Here is a 13,788-nt window from a genome sequence, read left to right on the forward strand (position 1 = left end):
AGGAGCGCAGTTGGAACATGGATTTGGCAGCAACGTCAATTCTAATGATTATTTCTTTTTGCGCTATCCTCATTGATGAACATGAGCTTTATGGAGAATATGGCGTAAATAACGACTATCTGACGGTACCGACAGTTTTGCTCTTCTGTGCCCAATGGACTATAGTATTATGGTCAATACACATCTTATGCAGATTGCCACTTCGACAAAACGCCCCTATAAAGATGCCAATGTTATACACCTTGTTCGTGTTGCTCATAGTGTCATCTTTCGCAATGATTGCCGTAAGTCTTGAGGATATCAGGGACGCAATGATTATGGATATCGCCGATGTCAGCGATGCTCATTACTACAAATTAGAAGAAGGTATTTCGGGCGACAAAAACTACCTGCTATTCATTCCTAACATCCTGGTTTCAGCGCCCTTCCCGACCCTTGCACTATTCCTGTGGTTCTACATGAAGGCGTTTATGGACTGCTCCATATTCCTTCGTGCAGGAATACTTATTGCTTCTGTTGTTCAGACTATTCTTGCGATTGCTATGGCAGGTCGTGCCGCATTTATTTTCTGGGCTTTTGATTTCTTCCTTGTATATAGCTATTTCTACCAGTATTTACAAAAGAATACACGCTGGTGGATAAACATTACTGCCGCAGTTATTGGAGGACTTGCTGGCGCACTATTCATAGCCATTACGATGGTACGTTTCGACACTGGCTCAAACAGTAATGCATTAGATTCTCTTTTTGCCTATGCCGGGCAACACATCAACAATTTCTGTGCTGTAGTTACCGAAGGAGGTGACACCCCGTTCCTCCCAGGACGAATATTCCCGTTGTTGACTAAGTTATTCACAGGTCAAACCTTTGACCTTTACGAGCACTATAACGAACTAACCCACTCCGTTGATGCCTTAGTAAACGTTTTCGACACTTTTGGAGGAGAGTTATACCTTGACATCGGATTGTTCGGCTATATTTTCTTCTTCATAGCTTTGTTTCTTGTTTTTTTGATTATAAAGAATCGTTGGAAAGAATTAGCGTTCCACCACATTTTCCTATTTGTTATTTTGGTAGCATTCTTCACACGTGGACTCTTTGCTTGGCCCTTTACTGGTCACTATACAACACTTGCATTGCTACTATCAGTATCCTTCTGTTATTTCTTTAAATACATATTCAAGATATGAGTAAGGTCTTTGCAGTAATCGTTACATATAACGGCATGCAGCATCATTGGATAGAAAAATGTCTGAAGAGCCTTGAGCAAAGTACTATGCCAGTTACAGCAATTGTTATTGACAACAACTCTACAGATAACACTTGCGAATATGTTCCGACGTTTTTTCCCAACGCCATATGGTTCCCCCAAGAGAAGAATCTCGGTTTTGGACAAGCTAACAATATAGGTATAAGGTATGCTCTTGACAACGATGCTGACTACATTCTGCTACTCAACCAGGATGCAACGTTACATCCGATGGCGTTGAAACACCTCATTGATGCCTGTGACGGCGAGTCGCTGCTTTCGCCTGTTCATCTTAATGGCGACGGAACAAGACTTGACGAAATGTTTTCGTTCTCAGTACATAAGGCTGGCGGAACAATCGTTGACGATATTCTTACAAACAAACCTCTTGCACAGAGCTATGCGGTCGGCGAGATTTGTGCTGCCTGCTGGCTACTCCCTGCCAACGTAGTGCGTAAGATAGGAGGATTCAATCCGCTGTTCTATCATTATGGCGAGGATAACAACTACTACCAGCGTCTTGTCTTTCACAACGTGAAGACGCTGTTGGTACCTGCTGCCACAATGTGTCATGACCGACAGTTATATGGCAACATAGAAGCATACAAGAATAAGCTCCTACATAGAGATATTCTTTTCATTACCGCAGATATCAATTTGTCGGTTACCAAGATTCTTTTTTTCTTGGCGCGCAAGCTTATTCGTCTCTATACAACAGAACGCAAACAATATCGTATAGGTGGCTTCACGAAAGAAATGCTATGGACCATAGGTCACATTGTAACGATACGTAAATCGCGAGATAAGGACAGAATGGCAGGAAACTCATCATGGATTTAATCAATTGAACGACTATGCGTATCGCTTATATTCTCAGTGCGACAATCCCCAATGGTGGTGCTACTAAAGCATTCGTATCACTTCTTCAAGGACTAACGAAGAAAGGGGTGGAACCTTTTATAGTATGCCCTGACAAAGATGGCATATATAATGAGTTTGTTGCTATGGGAATACCGACATTGGCTTTGACTTATCGACCAGCCACCTATCCCTACCTTCGAACTATAAAGGACAAATTGCTCTTCTTGCCTCGTACAATAGCACGTCTATTGGTAAACAGAAAAGCGGCAAGAAGTCTGACGCGATGGCTTAAAGGTCATCATGTTGAAATGATACACACCAATGTTGGAATCATCGATATCGGCTTCAAAGCTTCACGAAACTTAGGTATTCCTCATATATACCATATCCGCGAATATGCTGATAAAGACTTTGGAATGCATTATTTCCCACGCAAAAGAAGTTTCCAAAAACAATTGAGGAAGTCGCACTCCTACTCTATCTGTATTACTAAAGACATTCAAAACTATCATAGAGAGAAGGACCATGTATCATCAAGAGTTATATACGATGGAGTTCACCCTGCAACAACCACTTATCCAAAAGAAGAGAAGCAAGATTATTTGCTCTATGCTGGACGTATAGAACCAGCCAAGGGACTCGATTTACTTTTAAAAGCATACACCAAAGTAATTAAGGATTGTGGAAAAGATAGTCTTCCGCCGCTTTGGGTTGCAGGGCACATTCAACAACCTCTGTTCCATCATGAGTTAAAGCAATATATTGAAGATGAGAATATTGACGGCAAGGTGCGTTGGTTGGGAGAAGTTGAGAACATAAAAGAGTTTATGCGCCACGCTCAAGCTTTAGTCATACCATCACGCTCAGAAGGTTTTGGACTATGCATGCCTGAGGCTATGTTTGAGGGGTGCTTATGCATAGCTCATAATACAGGAGGGACCAAAGAACAACTTGACAACGGACGTAGGCTAAAAAGAAAGGAAATAGCATTTGGGTATAACTCCACAAACGAATTGGCAGAGATTTTGAAGAATCTTTTCAATGGAACAATAAAGAAAGAAGAAACGGACGTCATGATTGCTGATGCCTTTGAGGTAGTAAATACGCTTTACAGTACAGAAGCTGACGCAGAGAACGTCTTTAAGTTTTACAAAGAAATACAGAGCAGATGAATATATATTTACGACTAAGTTATAAATGGCGAGCTCTATGTTCGCACTTATATACAGTTCTTATACGTAGCAGTTTTGCCCATATTGGCAAAGGCACTCTCTTCATATATAAAGCCGACATGCTTCGTGGTTGTCCGTATATAAGTATTGGTAACAATACAGAGATAAGCCAGAACTGTCGTCTTACCGCATGGGATAGACACGAAGAGCAACAATTCTGTCCTAACATAAAAATTGGAAACAACTGTAAACTTGGACCCTATTCACACATCACTGCTATTGGTAACATTACCATAGGAGATAATCTGCTCACAGGTTCTAACGTACTTATTAGCGATAATGCTCACGGAAGTCTTCAGGACACCAATTTGCCCCCATTGGAACGCCCTTTGAAGACAAAAGGAGACATTCATATTGGAAATAATGTCTGGATAGGCAACAACGTGTGTATTCTTTCTGGCGTAACTATTGGCGATTGTGCCATTATTGCTGCTGGCAGCATTGTAAACAAAGATGTACCAGCTCACTCTATGGTGGCAGGCGTTCCTGCAAAAGTCGTAAAAGCACAATAAATCATAAAGTTATTAGTTTATATTAATATGAAAGCACGCGTTATAGCATATTACCTTCCCCAGTTCCATCCAATACCTGAAAACGACCAGGTTTGGGGTCCTGGTTTCACAGAATGGACAAATGTTGCCAAAGCCCGTCCCCTATTCAAAGGTCACTATCAGCCACGTATTCCTGCTGACTTAGGCTTCTACGACTTACGCTTACCTGAGATTCGTGAGCAACAAGCACAGATGGCTCGTGAAGCAGGTGTTGAGGGTTTCTGCTATTGGCATTATTGGATGGGGAATGGACGACAATTACTACAGCGTCCTTTCAACGAAGTCTTAGCGTCAGGTAAGCCCGACTTCCCATTCTGTCTGGCTTGGGCAAACCACGATTGGACAACAAAAACATGGCAACGTGGTAGCGGACGCATAGAAACTAATAGATACATTGCGAAGCAGGAATATCCTGGAGATGAAGACTATACTAATCACTTCAACTATGTTCTTCCAGCGTTCAAAGATCATCGTTATATTACTGTTGACGGAAAACCTATATTCCTCATCTTCGATCCATATCGTTTTACCGATGTCATGCACTTCATAGAACTATGGCGTGAATTAGCAGACAAGAACGGATTACAAGGAATATACTTTATTGCTATTGGCAACGCCACCTCTACTGTACGCCGTAGGGCAGACGGGACACTTGAAAAGGTAATGCCGAACATTAAAAGCAGCGCGGAGGTATATAACAACTTCCTTGCACTTGGTTTTGATGCTGTGAATCCTTTTGGAAAGCCAAGAGCAGAAATGTGGTACACAGGAAAATATCGCAGACTTACGCAGAAGGCGATACGACGTTTCCTGCCACAACTTCCAGCAGTACGTTTCGATTATCCAAAAGTTATGCGTTACTTCTTTGCTCCTGAGGATTCTTGGGAAAATGTTTTCCCAACAATAATGCCACAATGGGATCGTAGTCCAAGAGCAGGAAATTTCGATGGAGTATATGTTAATGCCACCCCAGAGCATTTTAAAGAACACATTGCTAACGCCCTGGATATTATCAGTCAAAAATCGCCAGAACACAAAATTCTTTTTCTTCGCTCATGGAACGAATGGGGCGAAGGCAACTATGTAGAACCCGATGAGCGATTCGGACACGGATATCTTGATGCTTTACGCAACAGTTTGATGCCTACAAAATAAAAGTAAGGTCTATGCAGAAAGTTGTTATTATCGGACATTTCGGATTTGATAGCAAGAAACTCAGTGGACAGACTATAAAGACTGAAATTGTTACTCAAGAACTCATAAAAAAGTATGGGGCTGACGAGATTGGGAAGGAAGACACACACGGAAAATGGCGCTTTCTTATCAAATCTCCGCTGATAGTTCTTCGTGCTCTTAGAAATGGAAGGAACGTCATCATGATGCCTGCATATAAAGGCATTTGGGTAATAACACCGTTTCTAGTCCTTTTCAACATATTCTTTCATCGCAGCCTTTTTTATGTAGTTGTAGGTGGATGGCTTCCTGATTTTCTAAAGAAACATCGCCTTTTCAGTAGTTTTTTTTATTCATTCAATCAAATTTATGTTGAGACCAACATGATGCTTACCAGCATGCAGGAGTTAGGGTTCAGTAACGTCAGCATAATGCCAAATTTCAAACACCTTGAAATACTTTCATATATGGATATTGACAGTATTCCCACTCCACCTTATAAACTATGCACCTTCTCGAGAATAATTAAAGAAAAAGGAATTGAAGACGCAATACGTGCCGTAAATAATTGCAATAAGATACTAGACAAGACAGCATATACTCTTGATATCTACGGGCAGAATGAGCAAAATGAATGGTTCACGAAGCTTATGAAAGAACAACCGCCACACATAAGTTACAGAGGTAACATTCCATTCAACAAAAGTGTAGAAGCATTACGTAATCACTTCGCACTACTCTTCCCAACATATTATCGTGGTGAAGGATTTGCTGGCACCCTAATCGACGCTATGGCTTCAGGACTTCCTGTCATAGCAACGAAATGGCATGCTAACGAAGAGTTTATCAAAGACGGAGATAATGGGTTCACATTTCCTGTTCATGATGTGGAGGCTTTGACGTCTATACTTCTTGACTGCTATAAAAATCCAGATAAAATATTATCTATGAGGAAACGACAGTTAGACAAGGCTCAAGAATATGCTCCCTCAAAGGCAATAATAGTTTTAACCGACAAACTCAATTAACATTCTATTAAAAAGGGAAAAGCACTACTTTTGCATTGGTAAAGTGGTACTATTACGGCGTAAAAGTAGCACTTTTAACTTCCAATACTGCCACTATTGCACCCGGTCTAGCCCCTAGAATGGTTGTTTCTATGGGCTAGATTGGGTCTGTTCAGGGGCTTGAAGTGGCTGTCCCAGCCCCTGGAAGTAAGCAACGCAGCCCCTATAACCGAAACAATAGTGTAGCAATAGTGGCAGTATTGGGGCCGTTCCAGACTCTAAAAGTGGACGTTTTAGACTTTAAACTGGCAGCAATATGGCTGCTGTTGGCAAACTATCGCGCGGGTTTCTCATCTTATTTTCGTAACTTTGCGACAAAAAGTCGCTTAGTTACTCTGTCTCGGAAGAAAAAACAAACAAGTTTGCTTTGTTCTTCTCTCGTTTTTTCGTAACTTTTCCTTTGGAGAAGTTACTTCGTCTCGGAAATAAAAAGAAAAACAAGTTTTCCTTTTGTATTTCTCTCGACTTTTCGTAACTTTGCAACCTAAAATAACTAAACAAAGAATAATGAGCCAAGATCTTGTATCTGTCATTATGCCAACCTACAACTCGGGGCGACACCTCAAGGACAGCATCGACAGCATACTGAATCAGACATACCGCAACATCGAACTGCTGATCACCGACGATCACTCGGACGATGACAACACGCTGCAAATTCTGCACAGCTATGTGCAGCAAGACCAGCGTGTGAATGTGTTGTTTCTGGACAGCAACCATGGTCCTGGCTATGCCCGCAACAAATCAATCGAGCGGGCCAAGGGGCGCTACATCGCTTTCTGCGACAGCGACGACCGCTGGATGGCTGATAAACTGGAGCAGCAGATTGCCTTCATGCAGAAGGAGCAGCTGGCGCTGAGCTACAGCTCGTTTGTGACCTGCGACGACAACAACTGCGAACGCGGGGTGGTGATTGCACCGCGCGAGTTGACCTTCGGACAGCTGAAGCGCGACAACAAGATTGGTTGTCTGACGGCTGTTTACGACGTAGAGGTGCTGGGCAAGAAATACTATATGCCTGCCATCCGCAAGCGCCAGGACTGGGGATTGTTTCTCTCTATCATACGTGACTGCAAAAGGGCTGCCGGCATACAGACACCGCTGGCCTACTACCGCATGCGCAAGGGGTCGGTGTCGCACAACAAGCTGGGGCTGATTAAGTACAACATACTGATTTATCAGAAGGTGTTGGGCTTCTCTAAGTGGAAGTCGGTGGCTTACTTCTACCTGCTGTTCATGCCTACCCACTCGCTGAAAGTGATGAGGAGTAAAATAGATAGTTTCCGGTACCTTCAGAAAAAGCACAAATAAACTCTTAATTATATATAATAATAGCTACGATTGCTCGTTACTATTATATATTAATAACGAGAAGACCTCAACAGATATATGACCAAACTTGAGAATGGATATGTACTAGACGGTATGAACGAGATTGAGCGCAACATCAAACGCATTGTTGACTTCCTGATTGCCACCGTCGCACTAGTTATCTTTTCGCCACTATTCGTGATATGCTATTTCTTGGTGAAACATGAGGATGGCGGTCCTGCCATTTTCAAGCAGGAGCGCATTGGCCGCTTTGGTCGTCCGTTCAACATCTATAAGTTTCGCAGTATGCGGGTGGATGCCGAGAAAAACGGTCCGGCACTCTATCAACACGAGAACGAGACGCGCATGACGAAGATTGGAACGTTCCTGCGTGCGCACCATCTGGATGAGTTGCCACAGCTGTGGAACGTGTTCAAGGGTGACATGGCTTTCATTGGGCCTCGTCCGGAGCGTAAGTTCTATATCGACCAGATCGTAGAGCACGACCCACGCTATTCTTATCTCTACCAGATTCGTCCGGGTGTGACGTCGTATGCAACCTTATATAATGGTTATACGGACACCATGGAGAAGATGTTGCGCCGACTGGAGTTGGATCTTTACTACTTGGAGCATCGCTCATGGTGGTTTGACTTTAAGATTCTGTTCAAGACCTTCATCAACATTGTCTTTGGCAAGAAGTTCTAAAGACATAATAACTGAGGGAAAGACATAATAACTTTTAAAGACAGAATAACTGAGGGAAAGACATAATAACAAACGAACAGACGTTTTTACGAACAGACGTTTTTTACGAACATACTAAAAAGAAAAGAAGTGCATAACGAGATAAGTCGCTATGCACTCCTTTTCTATAAACTCCCCTCCATACAGGGAGGGGCCGGGGGTGGGTCTGTTGGGGAGGTCGGGAGGGGGTTAATATTTCCGAAATGTGAGTCGGAGTGTGTTTGACTGCAGGACTAATCGGGTGGCAGAGAGTTGTAGTACTTGGAACTGCTGGGACAACGCACTGAAGCCAAAGGGTTCGATGTCTTTGACATCCTCAACCAAAGGATCCTCCTTGTAGCGATTGTTGAGATAAGGACTGTAAGTTTTCAGCACATTGCCTTCGTGCGAGAACTTAAAGATGTAGATGGGCGTTCCTTTTTGAGTAGCCTCGCGGACCTCAAGGATGCGCCCCTGAAAACTCCACGTCAGGGCTTTCTCTTTCACGTCTTCGTGACCACCAGTGGCCAACGTATCTACATCGGTCATCTGCCAGAAGCCGTCCAAAGGACCATTATCCGATGTTTCCCAATCGCATGCTGCCAGCGTTAGCAGCATACAGCCTAAGGCTATCAGCCATACATATCTCTTCATGGTCTGTTCTCCTTTCCTTTCTTATTCAACCATAGCGAGCGACCCACGGTCAGTTGTATGCCGAGGTTATCGCCCATCAGTTCACCACGATCCATGCCCAGCGCTCCCTTGACGTGCCACCCTGCCCACGGCGAGGTGGCAGGGAAGTGGTAGGCAGCCTCTGCCAGCATGCTGACATTGTTGCGCGGCTCGGGGTAGATGGCATAGTAGGTGCCGAAGCCCCGCTGTATGGAGGTCAGAAGACGGTAGTGAAGACCAGGCAACGGGTCGCCGCTGACGCCGAAGTGCCATGCCCAGAAGCGGTTGTCCTTCACCATGATGGTGTGGTCAGTATTATATATAGGTGAAAGATAGAGCGGGTTGCCCATCACCATGCCCCAGTGTTGCCAGCCAGTGAAGAGGTGATGGTTGTAATAGTCATCGAGACCGGTGATGTGCTCACCGTCGGTCTTGGTGATGTCGTGATACACGGGACCACCCTGATACTTCGTGTGCAGATACTCCACGACAAAATCGTTGACCCAGGGAAACGCCTTCAGTTTCAGTTCTGCCCCCACCAGACCATCGCGGAAGTCATAGCAGAAGTAGCGCGACTGCTTGCGTTGGAAAGCCTCATCACCACTGCCATAGCCATTATAGGCGATGTGCACCATCATCGAGTTGTCCTCGAAGAACTGGTCGGCATAGAGTCCCAAGCACCACTTCTTTTGGTCGATGTTAAGCTTGACCACCCAGCTGCCCACGTGGTTGCCCTCACTGTTCAGGTATTTGCCATCGGTCTTGTCGGTGCCCTGTGCTGTCAGCGCATTGAGGAAAGCCTTGAAGCCCTTCGCATTCTCTATCTTGGGTGCCGACACATGATCATAGACGGTGCCCCCAAACTGGCAGCCCATCTCCAGTCCCAGTTCGAAGGTGATGTTCTTGGGACCAAAGCGAAGGTAGCCGCCCTTGGCGTGAAAGAACGTGTGCTCCGTGCGGCGGTCGTGCCCCTGCGTAAAATCCTTCTGCCAACCGTCATCGGTCGTCATGCCATAGGAGCCATAGCCACGAAATGCCACCCACCCACGGGTGTAAGGGATGGGCCACCAGTCCAGATCGAAGCGAACCTGCGGGATGGGCCGTGCGTTGATGCCAAAAGTCTGGCTGCCCGAGCTCAGTTCCTGATTCTTGTGAACCATCGGCTGCTGTTTGCTGCCAACGGTCATGCGCACCTTCTTCCAATGCAGGTCGGCATAGGCTTGTTGCACCACCAGCGTACTGGTGAAGTTGGCCGCCACCGCCACGTCGGCACCATAGCCCCAGCGCCACTGACGAGTGCGGTTGCTATCTGCCTCATGAAAGATGCCAGCACGCAGATAGCCACTATTACGCTCTATAGAACTCAGTCCGTAGTGGTTGGCATTGAGCCACAACGGCGAGTGGTCGCCAGCCGATGCCGTGACCTGCGTCTCGGTGCGTAGCTCGGTCTGGGCCGTGGTAGTCATCACCACCCCCAAAAGCATACAAACGATCGTGATTCTCTTATTCATTGGTCAAAAGGTTTCCGGCGCAAAGTTACGAAAAAACGAGAGAAGAACAAAGCAAACTTGTTTGTTTTTTCTTCCGAGTGCTGAGTAAGTTCGACATCTTTGATGTCAAAGATAATAAATATTAGGGAAATTCCCCCAGCGTTTAGGGAAAAACCTTTGCAAGGACCACACTTTTCCACTACTTTTGCATCAGAGAACAAGAAAAAAATGTAGAACCATTTAAAGAATACGATTATGAAAAAGATGTTGTTGATCCTGGTTAGCATGCTGACGATAGCAGCATCGGCTAACGCCATGTCTTACGAGCGTGCACGCAACGAGGCTCTTTTCCTGACCGATAAAATGGCATACGAACTGAACCTCACCGACGCACAGTATGAGGCGGCCTACGAGATAAACCTGGACTACCTGATGGGCGTGACCAGTCGCTACGACGTGTTTGGCACCTCATGGGAGCGCCGTAACATCGATCTGGAGTTTATCCTTTACAGTTGGCAGTGGGATCTGTATCGTGCAGCAACCTATTTCTTCCGTCCATTATACTGGAATGCAGGCTACTGGCACTTCAGAGTCTATACATACTACCCTCATCGCGACTACTTCTACTTCGGTCGTCCACACTTCTACGCCTCTTATCGCGGTGGACACAGCTGGCGCCACAATGGCGGTCGGAGCTACTATGAGGGACGTCACGATTACTATCGCCCTCACCATTCTCGCGAGCAACACACTGGTATGCGTACCAGCTGGGATCGTGGTGACTATCGTCTGACGGCACACAACAGCAGTTCTACGCGTCATGCAGCTGCAACAGAGGGCAGCCGTCGCACGGAGACCACCAGTACAGCAACTCGCGAACTGCACGTCGGCAGTCGCGGCACGATCGGTACGAATAATGACACACGCAATCGTCAGGTAGAAGGTTCGCGCAGCCACAGCACAAGCGAAATCCGCATCCACAATGGCAGCGAGACTCGCAACCACAGCGCAGAAAGCATCATACGCAGCACGGGCAGTCGCAGCACCCAGAGTGTAGGCAACATTGCACGTGACAGAGGTAGCCGCAGCAGCCAAAGCGTAGGCAACATTGCACGCGACAGAGGTAGCCGCAGCAGCCAAAGCGTAGGCAACATCTCGCACAGCGCAGGTAGCACTCGCAGCATGGGCAGTAGTAGCGCACGCAGTGCAAGCAGCAGTACACGGAGCACGAGTGGAGGTTCACGCGGTTCGCGCAGATAAGCATTGAGAAACAAGACATTTGGGGCGCCATTCGATGAGGATGGTGCCCCAAAACGTCTTCCCAAGTGTGAGGAAATGATAAGTGCTCCTTCTTTTTAACAAAAACCGTGAAAACCCGCTTCTGTTGTTGATGGTCCTTCGGCCCATCCGTTTGTTGCCAATGCTTCATCGAAGCCAAGCAAGTTTGCCTTCGCCGCCGCATTACCACCAAACCGCCTAACGGCTGCAACAACAGAAGCGAAAAACCGAGAAAACCGCCTACGGCCATGAGGCATTCTTTGGGCATTGAAATCAATAGAACAGATATCAAATCGGAAAGGACAGGATGTCTCCCTCCCTTGGGAGGGGCGGGTGGGGTCTGTATCTCCATTGGCAGTTAGAACAACACTGACCCCACCCCCGACCCCTCCCCTACATGGGAGGGGAGCGCCTACGGAGTCCTTGGATTTTCAACCACGCAGTACGAAAGATTCCTTTTTGGGGTATGTTCTATAAATTACATATATCATCCGCTGAACTCCCCTCCCCTTCTTGCGTCCCTTCGGTAGCAAGCGAGCAGAGCTCGAGCGGAAGAGAGGGGAGTAGCTGCGCAAGGTTCAAGCTAAGGAAACAACCGCACAGGTTGAAAAATTTGACTTCCCCTGTCGGCCGTCGAGCTAAACCTTTCCGACGTAGGCGGCCTCAATCGCGGAAGTTTTAGCCTGCTGCGCAGGGAAATTTTTCAAAATCTGATTCAAAATTAAACAGGATCTTTTATCCATTCGGCTTGTGTCAGACAAGAAAAAAAATAAAAATGAAAAATTTTGTTTTCAATTTTGAAGAATTTCCCGCCGTAGGCGGTTCCAACCAATGAAAACTTTATTTTACCTACTGATTATACGGATTTTACAAATTTTTATTCCGTTAAAAACCCAATCTGTAAAATCCGTATAATCCGTAGGCCTTTAAAAACAAACAATTAACCGAATAATACAATGAAGAAACTAGAAACAGGAATCCAATCGAGAATATCTCCCTCCCTTGGGAGGGCCGGGGTGGGGTTCGATTTTGGTTCAATGAGTACAAGGTTACAATTCCAATCGTCTGACCTCAGCATTAGCCATCCTCGGAATCTCATTCATGGGTTTGTGGTGGTAAACAGCCTGAATGGCTTTATTCATGATGCCATGGCCAACAGCCAAGACAGTCTTACCAGCGTATTGTCGCCTAACCATGTCGAGAAACTCCTTCGCCCGCTCCATCATGTGATCGAGCGTCTCAATGTCGTCGGGCCACACCTCGTTTTTCAGTTCAGGAATAAAGCGCCCCGTGAAGCCACCCCAGTCACGTTCGCGCAAGAGCGGTGTGGTGAGCACCTCGAGATGATGAGGTTCGGCAACAATAGTGGCAGTCTGGACAGCACGATACAGGTCGCTTGCCATGAACACATCTATCAATTGCGAGGCCAGCTCGTCGCGCAACTGCTGCGCCTGAGCAATGCCCACCTCGTTCAGTTGCCCGGGCGTCTGTCCCTGCATGATCTGTCGTGCATTATCGATGGTCTCGCCATGGCGCACCAAAAGGAGAGCCGTCATACGCCAGTGACAATGCCTTGAATATAAGTCTTCAGGATATGGATTCCCGTCTTATTCTCTCCGCCCCAAGGCACGATCAAGTCTGCAAACTGCTTGGTGGGTTCGATAAACTGTTCGTGCATGGGTTTCAGCACCTTCTCATAGCGGTCGAGCACCATCTCGACGGTGCGTCCACGTTCCACCACGTCGCGTCGGATGTTGCGTATGAGGCGTACGTCGCTGTCGGTATCTACAAAGATCTTCAGGTCCATCATGTCGCGCAACCTCTTATAGTGCAGCGTCATGATGCCCTCGATGATGATGACCGGCTTGGGTTCCACATGGATGGTCTCCTTCAGTCGGTTACTCTCTATGTAGGAATAAGTGGGTTGCTCAATAGCCTCGCCATTCTTCAGCATTTTGATGTGCTCGGTGAGCAGTTTCCAGTCGAAGGCATCAGGATGGTCGAAGTTGATAGCCTTGCGCTCTTCGGGCGTCAGCGCAGTCGTATCGTTATAGTAAGAATCGAGTGGTACCACTGCCACACAACGAGCGGGGAGTGCATTGGCAATTTTCTTCACGACGGTCGTCTTGCCAGAACCTGTTCCGCCTGCTATTCCGATGATAGTCATAATGATGCGTT

At 46.3% G+C, this 13,788-nt stretch carries 13 protein-coding genes; 9 read left to right on the forward strand and 4 right to left on the reverse strand.

Annotation, left to right across the window (positions count from 1 at the left end; translation table 11 throughout):
* Nucleotides 1–17 precede the first annotated feature (17 nt).
* From L6472_RS10255 to L6472_RS10290, 8 genes are all read left to right on the forward strand, one after another.
* Nucleotides 18–1,190, forward strand: a complete 1,173-nt coding sequence (locus L6472_RS10255; RefSeq protein WP_237804775.1) for a hypothetical protein — start codon at nt 18–20, stop codon at nt 1,188–1,190.
* Nucleotides 1,187–2,089: a glycosyltransferase family 2 protein gene (locus tag L6472_RS10260; RefSeq protein WP_237804777.1), complete on the forward strand. Its 903-nt coding sequence runs from the start codon at nt 1,187–1,189 to the stop codon at nt 2,087–2,089. The genes L6472_RS10255 and L6472_RS10260 overlap by 4 nt, the downstream gene beginning before the upstream one ends.
* A 14-nt stretch (nt 2,090–2,103) precedes the next feature.
* Nucleotides 2,104–3,282, forward strand: a complete 1,179-nt coding sequence (locus tag L6472_RS10265; protein ID WP_237804779.1) for a glycosyltransferase — start codon at nt 2,104–2,106, stop codon at nt 3,280–3,282.
* Nucleotides 3,279–3,854 carry a DapH/DapD/GlmU-related protein gene (locus L6472_RS10270; RefSeq protein WP_237804781.1) on the forward strand — a complete coding sequence of 192 codons (576 nt, stop codon included), beginning with the start codon at nt 3,279–3,281 and terminating at the stop codon, nt 3,852–3,854. Before L6472_RS10265 ends, L6472_RS10270 begins: the two co-directional genes overlap by 4 nt.
* 27 nt (nt 3,855–3,881) lie before the next feature.
* Nucleotides 3,882–5,048, forward strand: a complete 1,167-nt coding sequence (locus tag L6472_RS10275; RefSeq protein WP_237804783.1) for a glycoside hydrolase family 99-like domain-containing protein — start codon at nt 3,882–3,884, stop codon at nt 5,046–5,048.
* A gap of 11 nt (nt 5,049–5,059) precedes the next feature.
* Entirely contained in the window at nt 5,060–6,094 is a 1,035-nt protein-coding gene (locus L6472_RS10280) for a glycosyltransferase family 4 protein (RefSeq protein ID WP_237804785.1), read from the forward strand.
* Nucleotides 6,095–6,640: 546 nt separating this feature from the next.
* A complete protein-coding gene (locus tag L6472_RS10285) occupies nt 6,641–7,444 on the forward strand; it encodes a glycosyltransferase family 2 protein (RefSeq protein ID WP_237804787.1) in 804 nt (267 codons plus the stop codon).
* A 78-nt stretch (nt 7,445–7,522) separates the two neighbouring features.
* A complete protein-coding gene (locus L6472_RS10290; protein WP_237804789.1) occupies nt 7,523–8,152 on the forward strand; it encodes a sugar transferase in 630 nt (209 codons plus the stop codon).
* Nucleotides 8,153–8,380: 228 nt separating this feature from the next.
* Here L6472_RS10290 and L6472_RS10295 read toward each other — a convergent pair whose 3' ends face one another.
* Together L6472_RS10295 and L6472_RS10300 are read right to left on the reverse strand one after the other, a co-directional pair.
* Nucleotides 8,381–8,824: a lipocalin-like domain-containing protein gene (locus L6472_RS10295; protein ID WP_237804792.1), complete on the reverse strand. Its 444-nt coding sequence runs from the start codon at nt 8,822–8,824 to the stop codon at nt 8,381–8,383.
* A complete protein-coding gene (locus L6472_RS10300; RefSeq protein ID WP_237804794.1) occupies nt 8,821–10,353 on the reverse strand; it encodes a capsule assembly Wzi family protein in 1,533 nt (510 codons plus the stop codon). Before L6472_RS10300 ends, L6472_RS10295 begins: the two co-directional genes overlap by 4 nt.
* Before the next feature lie 234 nt (nt 10,354–10,587).
* Between L6472_RS10300 and L6472_RS10305 the strand changes: the two genes are divergently transcribed.
* Complete coding sequence (locus L6472_RS10305; RefSeq protein ID WP_237804796.1) at nt 10,588–11,592, forward strand: hypothetical protein; 1,005 nt, start codon at nt 10,588–10,590, stop codon at nt 11,590–11,592.
* A 1,067-nt stretch (nt 11,593–12,659) separates the two neighbouring features.
* Here the strand turns inward: L6472_RS10305 and L6472_RS10310 are convergent.
* A complete protein-coding gene (locus L6472_RS10310) occupies nt 12,660–13,166 on the reverse strand; it encodes a histidine phosphatase family protein (RefSeq protein ID WP_237804798.1) in 507 nt (168 codons plus the stop codon).
* Nucleotides 13,163–13,777, reverse strand: a complete 615-nt coding sequence (udk, locus tag L6472_RS10315; RefSeq protein WP_237804800.1) for a uridine kinase — start codon at nt 13,775–13,777, stop codon at nt 13,163–13,165. Before udk ends, L6472_RS10310 begins: the two co-directional genes overlap by 4 nt.
* Between the last annotated feature and the right edge of the window lie 11 nt (nt 13,778–13,788).

The sequence above is a fragment of the Prevotella sp. E13-17 genome (assembly GCF_022024035.1).
Lineage (GTDB): Bacteria > Bacteroidota > Bacteroidia > Bacteroidales > Bacteroidaceae > Prevotella.